General features: G+C 43.0%; 16 protein-coding genes. 12 read left to right on the top strand and 4 right to left on the bottom strand.

Going from position 1 to position 21,916, the window contains the following annotated elements; genetic code table 11:
• Window positions 1–282 precede the first annotated feature (282 nt).
• The 9 genes from ACRWQM_RS06400 to ACRWQM_RS06440 all read left to right on the top strand — a co-directional run bounded on the left by ACRWQM_RS06400 (window position 283) and on the right by ACRWQM_RS06440 (window position 10,532).
• Window positions 283–1,485, top strand: coding sequence for an outer membrane beta-barrel protein (locus ACRWQM_RS06400; RefSeq protein WP_434931617.1), 1,203 nt, complete (start codon window positions 283–285; stop codon window positions 1,483–1,485).
• Between the two features lie 8 nt (window positions 1,486–1,493).
• The gene (locus ACRWQM_RS06405; protein ID WP_434931618.1) at window positions 1,494–2,027 is read left to right on the top strand and encodes a polysaccharide biosynthesis/export family protein; all 534 of its coding nucleotides are present in this window, start codon (window positions 1,494–1,496) and stop codon (window positions 2,025–2,027) included.
• Complete coding sequence (locus tag ACRWQM_RS06410; protein WP_434931619.1) at window positions 2,027–2,461, top strand: Wzz/FepE/Etk N-terminal domain-containing protein; 435 nt, start codon at window positions 2,027–2,029, stop codon at window positions 2,459–2,461. The genes ACRWQM_RS06405 and ACRWQM_RS06410 overlap by 1 nt, the downstream gene beginning before the upstream one ends.
• A 58-nt stretch (window positions 2,462–2,519) precedes the next feature.
• A complete protein-coding gene (locus ACRWQM_RS06415) occupies window positions 2,520–4,259 on the top strand; it encodes a GumC family protein (RefSeq protein WP_434931620.1) in 1,740 nt (579 codons plus the stop codon).
• Window positions 4,259–4,987, top strand: coding sequence for a tyrosine-protein phosphatase (locus ACRWQM_RS06420; RefSeq protein ID WP_434931621.1), 729 nt, complete (start codon window positions 4,259–4,261; stop codon window positions 4,985–4,987). Before ACRWQM_RS06415 ends, ACRWQM_RS06420 begins: the two co-directional genes overlap by 1 nt.
• 6 nt (window positions 4,988–4,993) lie before the next feature.
• On the top strand, window positions 4,994–5,698 hold the full coding sequence (locus ACRWQM_RS06425) for a hypothetical protein (protein ID WP_434931622.1): 705 nt from the start codon (window positions 4,994–4,996) through the stop codon (window positions 5,696–5,698).
• 960 nt (window positions 5,699–6,658) lie between these two features.
• Window positions 6,659–8,005: an O-antigen ligase family protein gene (locus ACRWQM_RS06430; RefSeq protein ID WP_434931623.1), complete on the top strand. Its 1,347-nt coding sequence runs from the start codon at window positions 6,659–6,661 to the stop codon at window positions 8,003–8,005.
• 117 nt (window positions 8,006–8,122) lie between these two features.
• Complete coding sequence (gene galU, locus ACRWQM_RS06435) at window positions 8,123–9,013, top strand: UTP--glucose-1-phosphate uridylyltransferase GalU (protein ID WP_434926529.1); 891 nt, start codon at window positions 8,123–8,125, stop codon at window positions 9,011–9,013.
• 364 nt (window positions 9,014–9,377) lie between these two features.
• Complete coding sequence (locus ACRWQM_RS06440) at window positions 9,378–10,532, top strand: DcaP family trimeric outer membrane transporter (RefSeq protein WP_434926528.1); 1,155 nt, start codon at window positions 9,378–9,380, stop codon at window positions 10,530–10,532.
• Between the two features lie 119 nt (window positions 10,533–10,651).
• On the opposite strand, the gene ACRWQM_RS06445 is transcribed toward ACRWQM_RS06440, so the two are convergent.
• From ACRWQM_RS06445 to ACRWQM_RS06455, 3 genes are all read right to left on the bottom strand, one after another.
• Complete coding sequence (locus ACRWQM_RS06445) at window positions 10,652–10,912, bottom strand: GrxA family glutaredoxin (protein ID WP_226414840.1); 261 nt, start codon at window positions 10,910–10,912, stop codon at window positions 10,652–10,654.
• Between the two features lie 93 nt (window positions 10,913–11,005).
• Window positions 11,006–12,817 (bottom strand): DEAD/DEAH box helicase family protein, encoded by a 1,812-nt coding sequence (locus ACRWQM_RS06450; protein ID WP_434931624.1) that lies wholly within the window; start codon window positions 12,815–12,817, stop codon window positions 11,006–11,008.
• Window positions 12,818–12,867: 50 nt separating this feature from the next.
• A complete protein-coding gene (locus ACRWQM_RS06455) occupies window positions 12,868–13,719 on the bottom strand; it encodes a LytTR family DNA-binding domain-containing protein (RefSeq protein WP_434931625.1) in 852 nt (283 codons plus the stop codon).
• A 189-nt stretch (window positions 13,720–13,908) separates the two neighbouring features.
• Between ACRWQM_RS06455 and ACRWQM_RS06460 the strand changes: the two genes are divergently transcribed.
• Window positions 13,909–14,427 carry a DUF2141 domain-containing protein gene (locus tag ACRWQM_RS06460; RefSeq protein WP_434931626.1) on the top strand — a complete coding sequence of 173 codons (519 nt, stop codon included), beginning with the start codon at window positions 13,909–13,911 and terminating at the stop codon, window positions 14,425–14,427.
• Between the two features lie 67 nt (window positions 14,428–14,494).
• A complete protein-coding gene (locus ACRWQM_RS06465) occupies window positions 14,495–16,009 on the top strand; it encodes a carotenoid oxygenase family protein (RefSeq protein WP_434931627.1) in 1,515 nt (504 codons plus the stop codon).
• A gap of 224 nt (window positions 16,010–16,233) precedes the next feature.
• Here the strand turns inward: ACRWQM_RS06465 and acs are convergent, their stop codons facing one another.
• Window positions 16,234–18,186: an acetate--CoA ligase gene (acs, locus tag ACRWQM_RS06470; protein ID WP_434931628.1), complete on the bottom strand. Its 1,953-nt coding sequence runs from the start codon at window positions 18,184–18,186 to the stop codon at window positions 16,234–16,236.
• A gap of 278 nt (window positions 18,187–18,464) precedes the next feature.
• Here acs and ACRWQM_RS06475 point away from each other — a divergent pair, with 278 nt between their 5' ends.
• A complete protein-coding gene (locus ACRWQM_RS06475) occupies window positions 18,465–21,896 on the top strand; it encodes a hybrid sensor histidine kinase/response regulator (protein ID WP_434931629.1) in 3,432 nt (1,143 codons plus the stop codon).
• Window positions 21,897–21,916: the final 20 nt, after the last annotated feature.

Below are 21,916 nucleotides of genomic sequence, written 5' to 3' on the forward strand. Positions count from 1 at the left end.
AGTACTGACTTATTAGCGCTAACTTATTAGCATTGGCTCAATTGATGGTTTGGTCATGGCTAATCAACAAGTTGTTAACAAAGTCGTTAAGTAAGTTGCTAACTAAATTGTCAAGTAGTAAGTAGGCATAGTTTTTGGGGTTTCGGGGCATAAAGCCCTTATAATTCAATTAGTATGCCGCTAAGAATTGATTAAAAGATTGAAAGTTTAAAATGAAACCGATAGGCTGTCGTGAAAATTTCACTGCACCTGTTTTATATGTTTTTTATAAGGATATACAAGATGAACGGCCCATTTAAATACAGTTATTGTTGTGCAGCCTTGCTCAGCGTGTTTGCTTTGTCGCCAGCTTTTGCTGCAGATGAACAGCCCGGCGTGATTCAAACGGCATCTGGCATTGATTTAATTCCGTATCTTAATACTGGTTTTAAATACGATGACAACATTGCCAGCACTAAAACCTTTAAAACAGACAGCTGGATTTTAGGTATTACCCCTGGTTTGCAAGGTCAATTATTGGATGGCAATAATGAATACACCTTCCAAACCAATCTTGATTACGGTAACTTTTTAGACAGTTCTGACGATAACTTCTTAGATTTCAATCTAGGCGGTGCGGCAGATGTTGAACTAAACCAGTCAAACAAGTTTAACCTTAATGCAAACTATGACGCTGGCCATGAAGAACGTGGTAGCGGATTATTTGAAGGTAACGGTGATTTACAAAATGAACCTGCTACTTTTGACAGTTACAATGTAGGTGGCTTTTACGAGTACGGCGCACAAACCACGCCTGCGCGCGTGCAAGTGAATGCCAATTACTATGATAAAGAATTTACTAACTTTGAAACCATTACGATATACCGTAACTATTCTGACACTGACTATGGTGCCAGCTTTTATTACGACAGCGGCGCATCGGTTAGCTGGGTATTTGATGCTAGCGTAGTGAACACTGATTACCAGATAGCTGATTTAAGTGGCGATCGTGACAGCACTAGTACCTTCTACCGTGTGGGTGTGGACTGGGAAGCAACCGCTGCTACCGCAGGTTCTATCCGTATTGGTAACCAGGAAAAAGACTTTGATAACGCAAGCCGTGATGACTTTAGTGGTTTATCGTGGGACGCCAGCATTACATGGTCGCCATTAACTTACTCAGCACTGACATTCAATACCGGTAACAGCGCTAAAGACCCTAATGGTGCGGGTAACTATATTGAGTCAACCACCTATGGCGTAAGCTGGGACCACGGTTGGAATGACTTTGTGTCAACTAACCTAAGCTATAACCAAACCGATGATGACTATAACGGCGTTGACCGTCAAGATGAGCTAAAAGTGTTCTCACTTTCAGCATCTTACGTGACCACTCGTTGGTTAACACTTGTAGCGGGTGTTGATGTTACTGACAGCTGGTCTAGCGATGAAAACTTTGGGTTTGATCGTAACGTTTATTATATCAATGCTCAGATGACATTATAGGTTTTAAGATGAAGTGGTTTTTTATTCCGTGTTTGTTTGCCTTGCTTGTACTGCTAAGCCCGATAACGTCTGCTGAAGCAATTGATGACAGTTATCGCTTAGGTGCAGGTGACACCATTGTGATTAAAGTGTTTGGTGAAGATGACCTGACACTTGAAACGCAGATCACCAATAGTGGCAAGGTAAATTACCCTTTTTTAGGTACTCTTTCGGTTAAAGGCTTGTCGATAAAACAAGTTGAAGAATTAGTATATAAAGGTTTAAAAGGGGATTATTTGGTTGAGCCTAATGTGTTTGTTGGCATTGTGCTATATCGACCATTTTATATTCACGGTGAAGTTAAAAAACCCGGTGGCTACCCTTACCAGCCAGGCATGACAGTCAATCAGGCTGTCGCCCTGGCAGGGGGGCTTACCGAACGTGCCTCGCAGGAGAAAATTTTTATCTCACGCGAAGGGACAAAGTCAGAATCAGTGAACGGTACTATTAATAGTCAAATTAGCGCTGGCGATACTATTACTATTGAACAGAGATTTTTTTAATGACGTCGCAAGCCCATTTGTTACCAAACGAGCCGAACTCTGCTGAGCAAACCAGCGAGCAGGTGATTGATTTACGCAAGCTGATTAAGCCGTTGTTGCAGTCAAAGTGGCGTATTTTATCGTTCGCGATGTTAATTACCGCATTAACCATTTTTGTGGTGTTTAGCTTACAACCTATTTTTAAATCGACTGCCACCCTGCTGATTGAGTCAGAACAGGCGCGGGCGATTAAAATTGAGCAAGTTTATGGTATGAATTCTGGCCAACAGGAATACTATTTAACTCAGTTTGAAATTATTAAGTCGCGCTCTATTGCTGAGCGAGTATTTAACCAATTAGATTTAATTAATCACCCTAGCTTTGAAGCTAAGCCTTCAGCCTTGTCACAGGTAAAGTCGCAGGTGATTTCCTGGTTAGATTTTTTTACCGATTGATATCAGCGAGGCTGAAGTTGATGATGCGGCCAAAAAGCAAAAGTTAGTTGATGATTTTATGGCAGACATTAACGTGTCACCTGTGCGTAAGACCCAGTTAGTGAATATTAGCTATAACAGCCCTGATGCTAAATTAGCCGCGGCTGTGGCCAATGCCATAGGCGATGCTTACATTGTTAGCCAGCTAGAAGCTAAGTCAGGTATGACCCAAAAAGCCAACGTGTGGCTGGGTGGGCGTTTAGAAGACTTACGCATTAAGTTAGATGCGTCTGAGCAAAAGCTTGAGTTTTTTAAAACCCAAAACGGCCTAGTTGACGTTGAAGGGGTTACCGCGTTAGACGCTAAAGAGCTTGAGCGTTTAAGCGATGAAATTACCGTTGCCAGATCAACCAAAGCACAAGCAGAAAGCTTTTTAGCGGTAGTAAGACAATATGGTAAGTCAGATATTGGTCGCCTAGAAAGCTTGCCTGAAGTGACCTCGCACATGTCGGTGCAAAACGTTAAAAAAGACGTGATTTTAGTTGAGCGTAAAGTGTCTGAGCTGTCACAGGTTTACGGCCCTAAGCACCCTAAAATGATTGGTGCTAATGCCGAGTTAGCCACAGTGCAGCAAAACCTACGCACTCAAATTGGCCGATTAGTGCAGGGTATTGAAGATGAAGCACAATCTGCTACTCAAAAACTAAAAGCCCTAGAAGCACAATTTAGTCAGTCTAAAGGCTCGTTTCAAAATTTAAGTTCAGTGGACACTGACTACCGCAGACTTGTACGTGAAGTTGCCACTAACCGCCAGCTATTTGAAAGCTTTTTGTCGCGCCAAAAAGAAACCGAAGTGACCGGTGACTTTGACTCGCCAGTGGCACGCTTTACCGATTACGCTGTGATGGCGTTAGAGCCGATTAAACCGAAGAAAAAGCTGATTGTAATATTAGCCTTTGTCGCCAGTTTAGGCCTGGGTATTGTATTGGTATTAGTGTTTGATTCGATGAATGACACCATTAAGTCTACCGCTGAGGTTGAGCAAATACTGGGGCAGCGTGCATTAGGCTATTTACCTAAAGCCGGCAAAAAAGAGACCTTTGAACAAGTTAACTTTGCCTTTTTTGACCCCGAAAAACGTCTGCATGCTGAAAGTGTGCGATCGATTCGTACCTCATTGTCTTTGTTGGCCATTGGTGAACCCTTGTCGGTGATTGAGGTGACGTCTTCGTTTCCTAACGAAGGTAAAACCACAGTGTCGATGAATATCGCGTTTGCTTATTCGGCGATGGAAAAAGTGCTTATTATTGACGCCGACATGCGTAAACCGAATATGGGTATGCGTTTTGGTTTGCCAACGTTCCAACATGGTTTAGCCAACTACCTAACCGGTACAGATGCACTAAGCCATTGTATTGTTGAAAACGTTAAACCGAATGTTGACTTAATGCCTGCTGGCGCAATACCGTTAAACCCGCTAGAGCTGTTAGCTTCGCCTAAGTTTGCTGAGTTGTTGGCCGAGTTAAAAGGCCAGTACAGCAAAATTATTATCGATACGCCTCCGGTACACGCCGTGAGTGATGCCTTAGTGATGTCGTCACATTGTGATGCCGTGGTTGCTGTGGTTAAAGCAGGCCATACTCGTACAGAAGCGATTAAACTGACCTTAGCTAAGTTAACTCAGGCGCGCGGTAAAGTGTTTGGGGTGGTATTAAACCAGTTTAATACTGACGAGGCGCGCCAGTATTATGGTCAATATGGTTACTATGAAGCCTATGGCCATGATGCTAACGCTAAAACCGATGGAAAGTCTGCATAGTGTTTGATTTACATTGCCATATTTTACCTGGCATAGATGATGGGGCTAAGTCGATTGGCGAAGCCCTAGCATTACTTGAATTAGCCGAGCAGCAAGGTATTACCCATATGGTGGCCACGCCACATATTCATTTGGGGGTGTTTGATAATAATATCAGCACAATTACTGCGGCATTTGAGTTATTGCAACAAAAGTATGCACTTAGCGGCGGTAAGCTAAACATTCGTGCCGCAGCCGAAGTGCGTATTTGCCCTGAAATCATGTTTTTTATTGAACGGCAACAATTGCCTTTTATTGGCAAGTTTGCCGATAAAGATGTGTTATTGCTTGAGTTGCCTAGCAGCCACATTACCCCAGGCACAGATAAGTTAATCAGCTGGTTGTTGTCTAAAAATGTGCTGCCTATGATTGCTCACCCTGAGCGAAACCGCGAGCTACAAGCCCACCCTGAACGGATTGAGTTATTTGCCAGGTTAGGCTGTTTATTTCAATTAACCGGGGCTTCGTTACTGGGAGATATGAGCGACGCGGCTAAAACCCTGGCTGAAAAATGGATTATAGAAAAGCGCTACACCATAGTGGCGTCTGATTGTCATAGTGTGAACAGGCGTCCGCCAAAGCTTGCCCAGGCATGGCAAAGAGTGTGTGAGTTAACAGATAAACAGTACGCTGATGATGTTACCCGCAATACGCCTGCGTTAATTTCTGCTTGTTTATTTAATGATTAATATTGTATGTCGATAAAGCGTTATTCCCGCCAGTTTTTTTTGCTATTGCTGTTGCTAGGCTTAGTCAGTTTACTGCCTTTGGTGTTTAACCAGGGCGTAGCGAGTACTTATCATTTTAAATCTAATTTTTACCTTACTGCCTGGCAAGGTAAAACGGCTATTGATGAAACCCAGTACCGTGACGCCCTAGCGGCGGCAACCAAAGCTTATGATTTAAATGATACTAGCCCGCATTATGCTATTACTTTGGCTAAAGTGATGGAGTGGGGTATTTATTCAGGTTTTGATGGGTTTACAAACGACGAGTTTAACCAGTTATTTAACCAGGCAATTAAGCTGCGCCACAATTGGCCTGCAGCCTACAGCGATTACGCGTTTAATTTGGCATTTTACCAGACTAGACCCGATTTAGCCTTTGAGCAGCTGCGCCTTGGACTAGATTACGGCGCTTTTGCCCCTGAGGTAGTGCAACAGGTGTTAACGGTTGGCTTTGCCTATTGGGACACTATTGCCATGGAAGATAAGTATTTAGTGTTTGAAACCCTAAAAACTGCCGCCGGAATGGGTTATGACACCCGTCGTCATCTTGCTAGTGTTATGGGGTTGTTCCAGAAACAGTCTGTAGTGTGCGGTTATTTTAACTACCTGACAGAACCGCTAGCAGAAAACACTGCTAACTGGATAGAAAATACCTTGTGTAAAAAACGGTAGCATGACGAGCAGCGAATCATCTGTCCCGTCACTTGTCGTCATCCCGGTAGTGCTTCTATCACGTCATCCCGGTAATGCTTCTGGGCCGGGATCTATTACGTCATCCGGGTAAGTTTCTATTACGTCATCTGGGTATGTTTCTACTACGTCATCCGGGTAAGTTTCTACTACGTCATCCCGGTAGAGCTTTTGGGCCGGGATCTAATACGTCATCCGGGTAAGTTTCTACTACGTCATCCCGGTAATGCTTCTGGGCCGGGATCTAAATCCTTTAGCCGCAGTTCAGGCGCTTAAAGCCAAGAATGGATCCCCGATAAAAGCATTCGAGGATGACGGCAAAATAAGCATAGCAAACTGGCTTTTTTATTATAGCCTTGTGCATGTTACTGGTGTGGGATCTATGACGTCACCCAGGTATGTTTCTACTACGTCATCCGGGTAAGTTTCTACTACGTCATCCCGGTAGAGCTTTTGGGCCGGGATCTATTACGTCATCCGGGTATGTTTTTACTACGTCATCCCGGTAGTGCTTTTGGGCCGGGATCTAAATCCTTTAGCCGCAGTTCAGGCGCTTAAAGCCAAGAATGGATCCCCGATAAAAGCATTCGAGGATGACGGCAAAATAAGCATAGCAAACTGGCTTTTTTATTATAGCCTTGTGTATGTTACTGGTGTGGGATCTATGACGTCATCCGGGTATGTTTCTACTACGTCATCCGGGTAAGTTTCTATTAAGTCATCCCGGTAGTGCTTTTGGGCCGGGATTTATTACGTCATCCGGGTATGTTTCTACTACGTCATCCCGGTAATGCTTCTGGGCCGGGATCTAAATCCTTTAGCCGCAGTTCAGGCGCTTAAAGCCAAGAATGGATCCCCGATAAAAGCATTCGAGGATGACGGCAAAATAAGCATGGCAAACTGGCTTTTTTATTCGTTCAGCAAGAGGTTATTTAACGTTTTATGAAACCATCTTTATATGGCAGTTCTTTTTTTATTATTGCCCTGTGCATTTTGCTGGTGTGGGTGCCTATTCCACTTGCCAGTAATCGTATTTGGGCCTGGTCTATTATTGAGTTTTACATTATTAGTTTGTCGTGTTTGCATTTGGTATTTTGTGTTGTGCGCAGCCAGCCTTTATTTACCCAGCATTGGCAGAAGTATGCTTTGCTGCCGATAGGCTTATTATTACTGTTTACCTTGCTGCAATGGACTGGATTGGTGACGGGTATTGATACAGTTGATGAGTTTCAAACTTTTCAGCAGTTAATTAAAACCCTGTGTTTTTGCTTATTTATTTACCTTTTAGCTGTGCATTGCCAGTCAGCCAGGCTGCTGCGTTGGGTGTGTATTGCTATTATTGTGTCTGGCTGTATTCAGGCATTTTACGGCAGTGTATTGAATTTACTAGATTTACCAAAGTCGCCAATATTTGGTTTTAGCGATGGCGACAGGGCTAAGGGATCATTTGTTTATCAAAACCATTTTGCTAACTTTTTAGCCCTGTCGATTAGCATTGCCTTTGGTTGGTTAATATCTGAGTTAAAAACAACCCGTTCAGGCCAATTTGATTTTAGAACCTTTATGTTAGGGGTATTTGAAACCCTGATAAGCAGTAAGATTATTTTACGGCTGGCGATTGTGATTATGATTATTGGCTTGATTTTAAGCCGCTCGCGCATGGGTAACGCTGGATTTTTTACCGCGTTAATTACCGTAGCCTTACTGGCCCTAGTGATTTATCGTAATCCGCCCAAAATGTTAAAGCCGCTGGTGATCAGCATTTTTATTTTAGATTTGATTATTGTTGGGTCTATATTTGGGGTCGAAAAGGTCAAGCAGCGTATTGAAGATACCTCATTTGCGGCAGAAACACGTGATGATGTGGTGCGAGACAGTATTCCGATTATTGAACAACACTGGTTAACGGGTAACGGCGCCGGCAGTTTTTACACTGTTTTTCCGCAGTATCAAACCGTGCCTTATTCCGGTTTTTATGACCATGCCCATAATGACTATATTCAATTTGCAGTAGAATATGGGGTTGTCATTACAGCGTCACTTGGGTTATGGATAATTTATTGTTTGTGGTTAGCTTGCCGAACCATGTATTTACGTAATAATAAACTGTACAAAGGCATTGCATTTGGTTGTGCTATGGCAATTGTGCATATGCTGATTCATTGTACGGTTGATTTTAATTTGCAGTCTCCGGCGAATACTTTGCTGTTTTTGACTATATTAACCCTATGTTGGTTGGTGCGTTATTTACCCACTGAACAGGGTTCTAGGCTGCAAAAAGCGCCATAAGCGCCAGAAATACCATATTTGTTTTAGGCCTAGATTAAGTTGTCTGGGTAAAATTATGTAAGCTATTATAAATTATCAATTTTGTTTCATTTAGCGTTACGCTATATAAGGATATCTATGAAAGTTGTTATTCCCGTTGCAGGGCTAGGTACACGGATGCTGCCAGCGACTAAGGCAATTCCGAAAGAAATGCTGCCATTGGTGGATAAACCACTTATTCAATATATTGTTGATGAATGTGTTAGCGCTGGGGTGAAAGAAATTGTATTGGTCACCCATGCCAGTAAAAACGCGATTGAAAACCATTTTGATAAATCCTACGAGCTTGAATCAACCCTGGAAAAACGGGTTAAGCGTCAGCTGTTGCATGAAGTGCAGTCAATTTGCCCTAAAAATGTGACTATTATGCATGTACGTCAAGGTGAAGCGAAAGGGCTAGGGCATGCCATTTTGTGTGCTAAGCCGTGTATTGGTGATAACCCGTTTGCTGTGGTATTACCGGATGTTATTTTAGATTCTTATTCTGCTGACCAACGTACCGAAAACCTAGCGTCTATGCTAATTCGTTACCGCGAAACTCTTGCCAGCCAAATTATGGTTGCGCCAGTGCCGGATGATCAGGTTAATAAGTATGGTATTGCTGACTGTGGTGGCGAGAAGATTAACCCTGGTGACTCTACTAAAATATTTAACATGGTTGAAAAACCTGAAATTGGCGAGGCGCCGTCTAACTTAGCGGTTGTTGGCCGTTATGTGTTGTCTGAAAAAATTTGGGATTTATTGGCCAAAACACCACCCGGTGCTGGCGATGAAATTCAGTTAACCGATGCTATTGATATGCTAATTGCCACTGAAACGGTTGAAGCATTCAATATGACAGGCAAGTCACATGACTGTGGCGATAAGCTAGGTTACATGAAAGCGTTTGTTGAGTACGGTATACGCGACCCTAAACTGGGCAGTGCATTTAAAAGTGAACTTGCTGGTTTATTAGAAGAATACCGCTAACACTGCTGATATTTAACTCAAGACCCTAGGCCAATGCATCTGTAAAGGATGCATTGGCTTTTTTGTAGGTTTACATTAAATGCGTTCACTTCTAGGCTTGTCTTGTTTCCTTCCTTCCTTTTTTCCTTCCTTCCTTTTTTCCTTCCTTGCTAGTCGAATTACTCGCGTCATTAAGATTTGTGCTTAAGTGGAAGTAACTTGTTTTCATCAGTGCAAGTGATTTACCCACAAATGGTACGTCCATATATCACTGGCAGTGAGTTTTCAATGCTCTACTTTTGTCTTATAGACCTATTGCTAATGTTTCGTTTTTGTTAATTGAGACATATTGCATAGGATTAAAACAATAATTTGGAGAGCATGGATGAAACATTTAACACTCGCTACATTGATTTCTGGGGCAATGTTAGCAATGACAGGTACGGCGCAAGCTAATACCGATATGACTTTTGGTGGCTATATTAAAGCCGATGTTATGTTTAGTGATTATGGTAATGGTGCACCTGAGTCGGGCAACTTGTCGCGCCAATTTTACGTGCCAGGTACTATTTATGGTAAAGAAGGCAGTGGTGAACAGGTTGTAGACTTTCAAGCCCGTGAAACTCGCTTTAATTTTAAAACCGTTACCGATATGGAAGGCGGTCATTCGTTAACTGGGTTTATTGAATTAGATTTTATGACCCATACCGACGGTAACGAGCGCGTATCAAACAGTTATTCACCGCGTATTCGCCATGCATTTGTAACCTATGACAACTGGACCATTGGTCAAACCTGGACCACATTTCAAAACCCTGGTGCATTACCCGATAACTTAGATTTTGTTGGGGCAGCTGATGGTACGCCGTTTGTGCGTCAATCATTGATTAAATACACCAACGGTAGCTTTCAGTTTGCATTAGAAAACCCTGAAACCACTTTAACCCCAAATGGTGGTGGCGGTCGCATTACTAGCGGTAGTGGCGTGATTCCTGATGTCGTTGCACGTTACAACTTTACCTCTGGTGGCGGTGCTGCGTATTCATTAGCGGGTATTGTGCGTCAATTAAACATTGAAGAGACACAGGGCGGCACTCAGCTTGATGCCAGCGAAATGGGTTATGGTGTGAGCTTTGCGGGTGTTATTCCGGTGGGTAAAGATGATTTTAAATTCACTGCTACCTATGGTGAAGGTTTAGGCCGTTACATGGCATTAAACTATGCTAACGCGGGTGTATTGGATGCCAATGGCGACATTGAGACCATTACCTCTTATGGTGGTTTTGCAGCCTATCGTCACTGGTGGAATGATCAATGGCGCACTAGCGTGACATTGTCAGGATTTTCAGCAGACAATAACGCTACGTTAACGGGTGGTGGAGTGAATAAAGAAGCTTACTCAAGCTATATTAACTTACTGTATTCACCGTCTAAGCCTGTGACCTTTGGTGTTGAGTTTATGCGAGCGTTGAACGAGAGAGAAAACGGCACAGATGGCGATTTAAATCGCATTATGTTCTCGGCTAAATACGTACTTTAAGTGATTTTAGCTCGGGTTAATCACTGAGATTACCGATAAAAAAAGGGCCATAACATTGTTATGGCCCTTTTTCTTATTTTATAAAAACAGCTTTATAAAAAATCTTTATAAACAATAGCTTAGTCTAGTAGACCATGTTGACGAACATATTGATCATATTCGGTATAGCCACCGATTGGTGCTTCATCAACAAATACCTGTGGTACTGTTTCTACTGTTTTACCAACACTTTTTGATAAGTCAGCTTTAGAAATACCTTCAGCGTGAATATCTACATATTTAAATTTAAAATCTTCACGATGTGCGGCTAATTTTTCAGATAACTCAACAGCACGAACACAATACGGACAGCCTGGACGGCCAAAAATAACAACAAACATAGTAACTCCTACTTGGCTAGATGGTGTGTTTATAGCACAACTTTTTTGCAAATGATAACGAGATTGAATGAATTTAGCTTAACTCAGGTGAGGTTAACTGAAATCTGTTTTATGTTTACCTTGATAGTCAAAAAATAGATCAATTAATTTCCAGTGATGTTTTTGTTTTTTTAGTAATAATAAGTCAGGTTTTCTAAAGCGGCTCTGGTCACTCAGTACCTGTTCTGCTTTGTCATATCGCGGATGTAACATACCAGGCGTTCGGGTGTGGCTAAGCACAAATACCGCGTAAAAGGCTTTTCTTTGTGCTGGGGTATCAAACTTAAAGCTTTGCTTAAAGTCATTACCTTCAATATCTATGTAGCGCACCAGCAAACCCTGTTCATTTTGGGTGATGAGCATTTCCTGGCATTTGAATAAGTGGTGATGTTGCGACTGTAATACTTGCTTTAAGCGCTTATCAGGGTCGATGAGTGTTGAGTTACAGGTTTGGCAAATGCGCGCGGCGATATCGTTTTCTGCGCCGCAGTCTGGGCAAACCTTAGAGCGAAAGCGAAAGTCGCATTGTTGTTCGGTATTGGCTGTTTTAGCTTTTACCGCCGCGGTATTAGCAGCAACAAGCCCCTGACATCGGCGGCCAAAATGTTCGATGATGTCACCGTCATTATCGACTAGTCCCCAAAATGTATTGGCAAACTGGCACACAGGGCAGTGCACCTGTACTGGCACTGACTTGCTGTTGGGTTTGGCCTGGCCCACTTCAGGGTAATATAAGTCAAAACCATTGGCGGCGTAGTCAATCACTAGACAATCTGTTTTACCTGGCGCTAAACGCAGTCCACGCCCCACCATTTGTTGAAATAAGCTTACCGATGCGGTAGGCCTTAAAATAGCAATTAAGTCGACATGGGGCGCGTCAAAGCCTGTGGTGAGTACGGCCACATTGACAATGTATTTAATGTGCTGCGCTTTAAAGGCGTCGATAATGGTGTCGCGTTCATTATGGGGCGTGGCGGCGGTGATTAATGCTGCTTTGGTTGGCGTGGCGGCTTTGTCGATAAGCTTGTTTAATAAGCCAATAATTTCCTGTGCGTGACGTACGGTTGCGGCAAAAATAATCACCCCTTTACGGGTGTTTGCCAGTTGGACGATTTGTTTGACTATTGCGGTTGTGGCACGGCCTTGATGATTCAGTAAAGATTCGACTTCCTGCTGATTAAACTCGCCGTTTTCTGTCGGTTCAAGTTGACTAAAATCGTACTGGGCACTGAGGCCATCAAATAACTTAGGCGCAGTTAAAAAGCCTTGCTTGATAAGCGGGCGCATGGGTAATTCAAAAATACATTTATCGAACACTGCAGTGTCAGTATTGCCAATTTTACCGTGGTAATGGTGATGATATATCCAGCCAATGCCCAGACGATAAGGGGTAGCAGTAAGCCCTAAAATTTTTATAGCAGGGTTTTGCTTTTTAAGGTGCAGCAGAATTTGCTGATACTGGCTGGTTTTTTCATTACTGACGCGATGGCATTCATCAATAATCACCAGCGAAAAAGGCTGGTTGAATTTATCTAATGCCCGCGCTGCTGACTGTACGCTGGCGACGACGGTTTTGCCGTTGGCTTTTTTCTGGTTTAATCCGGCAGAGTAAATATTGGCAGCCTGGGTGAGTAAGCCGACTTTTTCAGCATTTTGCACAACTAACTCTTTTACATGGGTAAGTACTAATACATTGCCGTTGGCGATGCGTGCCAGTTCAGCAATAACAATGCTTTTACCTGCACCCGTTGGCAAAGCCAATACGGCAGATTGTTGGCTGCTGCGAAAGTGCTTAATGGCGGCGTTAACCGAATCCTGTTGGTAATCGCGCAGTTGCAAAGTAGGTGTGTCAGTAGAAGCTTTCAAATATTCGGTTCAACATGCATTGGGTTAGCTATGGTTGGATAATATCATGGTTATAGGGCTAGGTTAGCTTTAACGGCTTCAACAAAGGTTCTGGAAACTGGCACTTCAAGGTGATTGGTTAACAACAATGACATTTTTCTATTTTCTTTATTGACTGATACCACGGCATGGTTTGCTACCCACCAGGATCTATGTGTTTGCAGCCCAGGAAACCCTTCTAGCTGCATTAAGGCATCTTTTAAGCGCATTAACAGCATATGTTGGCCTTTATCTGTGTGTACTTTTAAATAGTGATCATCCATTTCTAAACACAGTAATTGTCCGCGCTTTTCTAATGGTAATAACCCCATAAACTGTTCAATTTGAATGGTATCTATATCACGACTTTGTTGATGCTGTTCAATGACCTTTTGCGATTGCTCAATGACGTGTTGTGATTGTTCAAGTTGCTGTTTTTGATGATTAACATGATTTTGTAACATGCTGACAAAGGTAATAATGCTGCCAATAACCAGGGTGTTAGGCAGCGCGAGTAGAAAATTATCAGCTAAATGTAATGTGTGGTCAAAAAAAAGCCAGCCAATAAAAGGCACAATTAGACTCATTATTAGGCTGGCTAATAGTGATGATATTGCTACCCGTTGCCAGAGCGTAGTGATGCTTTTTGCTAAGTATTTATGGCCTAAATTAATCAGTGGCATATAAATCAAATAGCCACAAATACAGGTAAACACCCAGTAACTCATCGACAATAATAGGCTGAATTGATCCATGCCAAAGGGGCGCATAAAGCCAATAAATAATCCAATAAACATCACAATAAGCAGTTGGCGCAGTAATTTGTTTTTAGTGGGTTCAGATTTTAGTTGTTGATTATTTGAGGGTATTTCACGATTCGTCAAAGGTACACATTCCTTTTTAGTTACATTTTACGAAGTTTTTGGGTCACTTTACGAAAAGCGACTTTAATTTTTTATCGCTCCATTCTATCGTCTTTTCAACACGAAGCAATGGCGAGATTGGCTCGGCTTATGTCGATGCGAACTGCCAATTAAGATAACCCCTTTATCACAGACGATAGGAACATAAAAATGACTAGATTAACGACTAAACTGACTGGCACATTGACACATAATGCCGCGACTCCATTTACTCAGACTAACAGTAGCAATATGAGTAAATCATCGTTATTAGCCGTTTCATTGCTGTTTGCATCAATGTGGGTTAATTCATCCACTTTTGCTGCGGATATTAAGCTTGAGATTACAGGGGTCAATGCCCAGCAAAGTAAAATTTATGTGCAGCTGTTTAATGGTGAAGATAATTACTTAAATGGCAATGCGCTAACAGCGACTTACATTCAGGCTAAAGCGGGACTTAATTTTGTGTCTTTTACTGATGTTGCCGCAGGTGAGTATGCGGTGCGCTTTTTTCAGGACGAAAATAATAACGGCACGTTAGACACCAATTTATTTGGTTTGCCCTCTGAAGGGTATGGTTTTTCTAACAATGCTAAACCTAATTATGGTCCGGTTGCTTATAAGGACGCTGCTTTCACGGTCACTGAAGACCCATCAACCCAGATTAACCAAACACAAATTATTTATTAAGCCACTCATTTGGGAGATGGCAATTCTAGAGATGGCAATTTTAAAGGTGACTATTTTGGAGATGAGCATGCAACGCAGACAGTTTTTAAAAGGCATGGGAATAATAGGCGCATCAAGCATGCTGCCCGGTGCAGTGAATGCGTTGGCATCTTCTGCTCCTACTGTGGTTAATATTAAGCAGCAATTTAATCAGGCGCTGGCACTGCACCCTGAGTTAATTGGGTTTGCCAATGTTGACGCTAACTTTGAGCCGCAACCGCTGACGATTGAGGGGCGTATTCCTGCCGATTTACAAGGTGTTTTTTATCGTAACGGCCCTGGTAAATATGAGCGTGGCGATATTCGTTATCTACATGCCTTTGAAGGCGACGGTATGTTGCAGCGTTTTGAAATTAGCGACAAAAAAATAGTCCACCGTGGCCAATTTATTAACACGCCTAAGTTTGCTAAAGAGCAGCAGGCGCAGCAGTTTGTTTATTCAGGCCCTGATACTAAAATTGCCCATGCTTTGCCTGTGACCAGCGCTGATACGGTTAATACCGCTAATACTAATATTATTGCGGTGGGAGATGATCTTTGGGCGCTGTGGGAGGCGGGATCTCCTACCCAAATTGACCGAGATACCATGCAGTTTACTCAACAGGTTAATTTAGGCGCAGGGTCTAAATATGACAACAGTTTACAAGGACTGCCTTTTTCAGCGCATCCTAAAATAGACCCTAATGGGGATATTTGGAATTTTGGTTTGCATCCATCAGGTCAGGTGGTGATTTATCAATTAGCGGCTAATGGCAAAGTTAAAAATGTGGGTCTAATTAATAGCCAATACCGTGGCGGTATGTTGCATGACTTTTTGATTACAGACAAAAGTGTGTTGATCATTTTACCGTCATTGTTTGTTGATAAGGCGATTGAAGGTAATTTTGCCCGTACTCAATATAATAGCGATATTCCAATGAGTGTATTGGTGATAAACAAGCAGTCTCTTAAGGTGACTAAACGCTTTGAGTTACCCGCAGGTTTTGCGTTTCATTATGGTAATGCGTGGGAAGAAGCCAATGGCACCATTCATTTTGACGCCAGTTTGTATCCTAATGTTGATGTGCTGCATAAGTTGGCGAATGTGATGCAAGGTAAGATGTCGCAGGCAAGTGTCAAGGCGCAAACAGCCCTGTTTAGTTTATATATTGATGGCACTTATGATATGCAAACCGTGGGCGATAGCAGTGAGTTTCCGCGGGTATGCGACCATCTTGTTGGGCTTAAAAATCAGTATTTGTATCACTTATCAGCTAAATCTAGCAGCTTATGGAGCGATACCTTATCGTCTTTGCATATTGATAGCGGTGCTACGCAGCATTATCATTTTGGAGATGATTATTTAGTTGAAGAGCATGTTAGTGTTTGCCCTAAAGGCGTTGAGGGCAGCGGCTACTTAATGGGTACAGCATTACACGTGCCTAGCAAACGCACTTGCTTGAATATTTTTGCGGCTAATGACTTAGCTGCGGGACCATTAGCCAGAGCCTGGTTACCTTACCATTTACCGCTTGGGTTTCATGGCAATTTTATGGCGAGTTAGTGGCCATTTAAACAGTATTGGCTGCAAGATTAACACTTAGGTGCTTAACTGATCCTCTTAGCGAAAAGCAGAGCAAAAAAAGCCCCTCGTTAAGAGGGGCGAAAAAGAGAAACTGGTTAGAATTCTCTTGGGTGGATGGAAATCAAGTAATAGAAATAAGCATTTGAATATTAAGCGAGCAAAAGAGTTGAGCAGTAGGGTTAACTGATCAACTCATGTTATTTTTACTCGGTTTTGTTTAAACGAGATTCTATCAAGGTGTCAATCACTGCTGGATCTGCCAGTGTTGAAGAGTCACCTAGGTTAGTCACTTCGTTAGCGGCAATCTTACGTAAGAAGCGACGCATGATTTTGCCTGAGCGGGTTTTAGGTAAACCGGTTGCCCACTGAATTAAATCAGGTGTGGCTAAGGCGCCGATTTCTTTACGAACCCACTGACGTAACTCTTGACGCAACTCTTCTGTTGGTTCAACGTCGCGGGTTAACGTGACGTAGGCATAAATACCTTGTCCTTTAATATCATGCGGATAACCTACAACAGCAGCCTCTGCGACCAGTTCATGTGCCACAAGTGCACTTTCAACTTCTGCGGTACCTAGGCGGTGACCAGATACGTTAATAACGTCATCCACTCGGCCAGTTATCCAGTAGTAACCGTCTTCATCACGGCGGGCACCGTCTCCGGTAAAGTACATACCGCGGAAGGTTTTAAAATAGGTTAGGGCGAAACGGTCGTGGTCGCCATAAATGGTGCGCATTTGTCCTGGCCATGAGTCAAGAATAACTAAGTTACCTTCAGCTGCACCTTCAACAATTTCACCCATGTTATCAACCAATGCTGGTTGAACACCAAAGAATGGTCGCGTTGCAGAACCTGGTTTAGTATCAGTTGCGCCTGGTAATGGGCTGATCAAAATGCCACCGGTTTCGGTTTGCCACCAGGTATCGACAATTGGACATTGCTCATTACCAATGACTTCGTGGTACCAGCGCCATGCTTCAGGGTTAATGGGTTCGCCGACCGAGCCCATAATGCGCAGTGAATCACCTTTGTAGTCACTGAACTGTTCTTTACCTTCAGCCATTAATGCGCGGATTAAGGTTGGTGCGGTATAAAGAATGTTCACTTTATGACGGTCAATCATTTCACCTATGCGTGAAGGTGTTGGTGCATTTGGCACCCCTTCATGAATTAACACGGTTGCACCGTTGGCTAATGGGCCATAAACCATATAAGAGTGTCCGGTGATCCAACCTACGTCGGCGGTACACCAGTAAACTTCACCTGGTTTATAATCAAATACGTATTCGTGGGTCATTGATGCGTAAACCATGTAACCGCCTGTGGTGTGCAACACACCTTTAGGGTTACCGGTTGAGCCTGAGGTATAAAGTAGAAATAGTGGGTCTTCTGCACCCATTTCTTCATATGGGCAATGCTCAGATGCTACTTCCATTAATGAGTGCCACCACACATCGCGGCCTTCTACCCAATCAATGTTGCCGCCAGTACGTTTAAGTACAATGACTTTTTCGACGCAATCAACATCAGGGTGAGCGATTGCTTCATCAACGCTGCGCTTAAGCGGAATTTTACGTCCACCGCGAACACCTTCATCAGAGGTAATAACGACTTTAGATTTGCCGTCAATCACACGTGATGCAATTGAGTCTGGTGAGAAGCCGCCAAAAACAACAGAATGAATTGCACCAATACGAGCACAGGCAAGCATAGCTACCGCAGCTTCTGGCACCATAGGCATATAAATAGTGACGACATCGCCTCTAACAACGCCCTGGCCTTTTAGGGCGTTAGCAAACTTACAGACATCGGCATGCAGTTCTGCGTAGGTGATTTTACGCTGTTCGTTAGCGTCATCGCCTTCCCAAATAATGGCAACAGTGTCGCCATTTTTTTCAAGGTGGCGGTCCAAACAGTTGGCTGAAGCATTTAGTGTGCCGTCATAAAACCAATTGATTGATAAGTTATGGTCATCAAATGAGGTTTGTTTTATCTTAGTGTAAGGCTTGATCCAGTCAATGCGTTTACCGTGTTCTCTCCAAAAACCTTCTGGATTAACAATAGATTCCTGGTACATTTTTTTGTATTGATCGTTATTGACCAGTGCATTTTCAGCGATAGCGCTAGGCACTTTGTAAAGAGACTGCGAGCTCATAGGGGCTTCCCTTTCTATAAATGGCGTGGTTAAAGTATCATCTGCAACAGGCTTGCAACACTATTAGACCTTGGTCTAGTTTGAGAAAGTCCTTATTATTTAACCTGTTGCACGTGCTAAACTGAGGTTCAATTGTACATATATGCCGCGAATTTAATAGGGCGGCATAATATTGATTGTTTAATCGACAAATGTTGCAGGCTTTGAAAAGATAACCAGATAATAATAAGAATGATATCGAATGACTCATTCAATAATTCAAGGTAATGAATCGCGTTATGAATTTAACCCTTTTTGTGGCAATTATTGCCGTATGTTATGTGTCGCTATTATTTACTTTAGCGTGGGGCGCAGAGCGTTGGTATGGCAAAATTAGCCAAAAAGTTCAGCTATGGATTTATGGCTTAAGTCTGGCGGTATATTGTTCGTCGTGGAGTTTTTTGGGCACGGTAGGGCAGTCGGCTAATGACCTTTGGTCGTTCTTGCCTATTTTTGTTGGCCCGATCATCATTTTTACTTTTGGCTTTGGTTTACTGCGCAAAATGGTGGTGGTGTCTAAAGCGCAAAATATCACCTCAGTAGCTGACTTTATTGCCGCCCGCTATGGTAAGTCGCAGCTGTTAGCCGCGTTAGTCACATTGATTGCCTTATTTGGCATCATGCCTTATATCGCGCTGCAGCTTAAGGCTATGGTGTTTTCGCTTAACTTATTTCAACCTGAAGATTCGCCGCTTAATCCCCAGGGCGTACCGTTACTGATCACCTTTATTCTGGCGGTGTTTGCCATTCTTTTTGGTACCCGAAAACTGGATGCTACTGAACATAACCCCGGCATGATGGTGGCCATTGCGTTTGAATCTCTGGTCAAATTAACGGCTTTTATGCTGGTGGGCGTAGTGATTAGCTTTGGCTATTTTGATGGTTTTGGTGATATTTGGCGCCAAGCTAGTGAACGCGATTTGATTGAGTTTGGTGAGTTACGAGTTGGGGCGTTATTGCCGGAATTGATTGTTGGTATGGCGGCATTTTTGTGTATGCCAAGGCAATTTCATGTGATGGTGGTGGAGTGCGGTGGCGAGTCGGTGCTTAAGAAAGCCCGTTGGATTTTTCCGGTTTATTTAGCCTTGTTTGGTATTTTTGTCGCGCCGTTAGCATTGGCGGGGAAAATTCTACTGGGTGACAGCGTTGCTGCTGACACTTATGTGATTAATCTGCCGTTGGCATTAGAGCAGCCCATTATTGCTGTTATTGCATTACTAGGCACTTTATCAGCCGCCACAGGAATGGTGATTGTGGCTGTGGTGACCATTAGCATTATGATCAGCAATGAGTGGTTAGTGCCGATTATGTTGCGTACCGGCCAGATAAGAAAAAAGAACTTTAGCCAGTTTTCACAGTTGTTACTGAATGCCAGACGTTTAGCCATAGTGCTCATTTTAGGGTTTGGTTATATCAGTTATTTAACCCTGGCTGATAGTGACTCGCTGTCGCATTTAGGCATGCTGTCTTTTGGCGCTTTTGCACAACTTGCCCCGGCATTAATTGGTGGCTTGTATTGGAAATACGGTAACCGTAGTGGGGTCTTTTTAGGCCTGGGTGTGGGCTTTAGTTTATGGTGTTACATTTTGTTTTTTAGCACCAATGATGTTAGTGCGTTATCGCACTTTGGTGCTAATCAAGGTGTTTTAGAGTCGATTAAACCTAATGTTAGCGATACCCTCATTGCACTTTTAGCCAATATTATTTGCTATGTATTGGGCTCATTATGGTTTAGAACTGGGGTTGCGGAGCGTATTCAAGCCAGTAATTTTGTTAAACCCTGGCATTTAAAACAAAATGACAGTAAGCGCCAAGGCCCTATTGCACAACAAGACTTATTAATTCTTGCGAGTCGTTTTGTCAGCCCCACACGGGCATATGAAAGTTTTAGTCGATTTTCCCCCGATGCCGTTAAAAGTGATAGCTGGCATAAAGCCGCACCCGATGAGCTTATCGCCCACACAGAACACATGTTAGCGGGCATATTGGGGGCATCTAGTGCTAAGTTAGTGATGGACTCGGTCATGCAAGGGCGGGACCTGGCCTTAGATGAAGTATTCAGCTTAGTGGATGAGGCATCATCTAAAATTATGCTTAGCCAGGATATGCTACGTGGCGCGATTGAGCATGCCTATGAGGGCATGAGTGTGGTGGATAAAGACCTTAACTTAATGGCATGGAATTATAAGTATTCTGAGCTTTATCAGTATCCTGAAGGTTTTTTAAAACAAGGCATGCCAATCAGTGAAGTGGTGCGATTTAATGCCGCCAGAGGCTTTTGTGGTACGGGTGATATTGAAGACCAAGTGAATGTGCGGGTACAGCATATGCGTAACGGTACACAGCATATTTCTGAGCGCGAAAGAAGGGACGGTAAAGTCATCAAAATTCAAGGTAACCCTATGCCTGACGGTGGTTTTGTGATGACGTTTACCGATATTACCCAATATCGTTTACAGGAAAAAGCCTTAAAAGAAGCCAATGAAACCTTGGAGGAACGGGTTAAATCTCGTACCTATGAGTTGGCTATGCTTAATAGCGAATTATTGGAAGCTAAAGCCCAGGAAGAGTTAGCAAACGCCTCTAAAACGCGATTTTTAGCCGCCGTGGGACATGATCTTATGCAGCCTTTGAATGCTGCCAGATTATTTACGGCGTCATTAGCGCAATACCCTAATTTAGATTTAGAGGCACAAACTACGCTTACCCATGTCAACAGCTCATTGAAAACTGCCGGTGAGTTATTAACTGATTTATTAGATATTTCAAAGCTGGATTCTGGCAATGTTGAGGTTAATCGCCGTGACTTTGCTATTGGAGAGTTGCTTAATGCGCTGGCGATAGAGTTTGATGCGATGGCGCAAGACAGTCAGATTAATTTTAATATGGTGCGTTCAACATTAACGGTTAACTCAGACCCTGCGCTGTTAAGACGTATTTTGCAAAACTTTTTAACTAACGCTTATCGCTATGCCCGTGGTGGTAGAGTGTTAATGGGTTGTCGCCGACAAGGTCAATATATCGAGATTCAAGTATTTGATACTGGCTGCGGCATTGCTGAAGACGATATACAAGAAATTTTCCGTGAGTTTAAACGCCTTAACCATCCAAGTAGTCGCAACATTAGTGGATTAGGCTTGGGATTAGCGATTGCCGATAGAATAAGCAAGGTGCTGGGACATGAAATCAATGTAACTTCACAGCTGGGGGAAGGTTCTATGTTTTCTATCAAAGTGCCGCTAGGACAAACCGTGCACCAGGTTGAAACCAAACCAACCGCAAGTTTATTACAACCTCTGGCTGGGGTGAAAGTATTATGTATTGATAATGAAGAAGCCATTTTAGCGGGATTAGAATCATTATTAACCCGATGGCAGTGTGAAGTGGTGTGCGCCAAAGATTTAGCTGATGCGCGGATTAAGTTAGGCCTAAAAGGCATAGCGCCAGATATTGTGTTAGCTGATTATCACCTTGATGATGATCAAAATGGTGTGGATGCGATGGACGGTATTCGTGCCCGATATGGGGAACATTTACCGGGTATTTTGATTACGGCCAACACCAACAAACAGTTAGTAGAAGACGTTGAGAGGCGCGGCTATCATTATATGGCGAAAATGATTAAACCAGCGGCGTTAAGGGCACTTATTTCAAGTTTAGTTAAGCAATGATTTAGTTAAGGAATGCTTTT

Source organism: Shewanella sp. HL-SH5 (assembly GCF_051163755.1).
GTDB classification, from domain to species: domain Bacteria; phylum Pseudomonadota; class Gammaproteobacteria; order Enterobacterales; family Shewanellaceae; genus Shewanella; species Shewanella glacialimarina.

What these genes read in the sequence shown, in the direction of transcription:
- ACRWQM_RS06400 (WP_434931617.1), top strand. Translation starts at nt 283, where the DNA reads ATGAACGGCCCATTTAAATACAGTTATTGTTGTGCAGCCTTGCTCAGC.
- ACRWQM_RS06405 (WP_434931618.1), top strand. Translation starts at nt 1,494, where the DNA reads ATGAAGTGGTTTTTTATTCCGTGTTTGTTTGCCTTGCTTGTACTGCTA.
- ACRWQM_RS06410 (WP_434931619.1), top strand. Translation starts at nt 2,027, where the DNA reads ATGACGTCGCAAGCCCATTTGTTACCAAACGAGCCGAACTCTGCTGAG.
- ACRWQM_RS06415 (WP_434931620.1), top strand. Translation starts at nt 2,520, where the DNA reads ATGGCAGACATTAACGTGTCACCTGTGCGTAAGACCCAGTTAGTGAAT.
- ACRWQM_RS06425 (WP_434931622.1), top strand. Translation starts at nt 4,994, where the DNA reads ATGTCGATAAAGCGTTATTCCCGCCAGTTTTTTTTGCTATTGCTGTTG.
- ACRWQM_RS06430 (WP_434931623.1), top strand. Translation starts at nt 6,659, where the DNA reads ATGAAACCATCTTTATATGGCAGTTCTTTTTTTATTATTGCCCTGTGC.
- galU (WP_434926529.1), top strand. Translation starts at nt 8,123, where the DNA reads ATGAAAGTTGTTATTCCCGTTGCAGGGCTAGGTACACGGATGCTGCCA.
- ACRWQM_RS06440 (WP_434926528.1), top strand. Translation starts at nt 9,378, where the DNA reads ATGAAACATTTAACACTCGCTACATTGATTTCTGGGGCAATGTTAGCA.
- ACRWQM_RS06445 (WP_226414840.1), bottom strand. Translation starts at nt 10,912, where the DNA reads ATGTTTGTTGTTATTTTTGGCCGTCCAGGCTGTCCGTATTGTGTTCGT.
- ACRWQM_RS06460 (WP_434931626.1), top strand. Translation starts at nt 13,909, where the DNA reads ATGACTAGATTAACGACTAAACTGACTGGCACATTGACACATAATGCC.
- ACRWQM_RS06465 (WP_434931627.1), top strand. Translation starts at nt 14,495, where the DNA reads ATGCAACGCAGACAGTTTTTAAAAGGCATGGGAATAATAGGCGCATCA.
- acs (WP_434931628.1), bottom strand. Translation starts at nt 18,186, where the DNA reads ATGAGCTCGCAGTCTCTTTACAAAGTGCCTAGCGCTATCGCTGAAAAT.
- ACRWQM_RS06475 (WP_434931629.1), top strand. Translation starts at nt 18,465, where the DNA reads ATGAATTTAACCCTTTTTGTGGCAATTATTGCCGTATGTTATGTGTCG.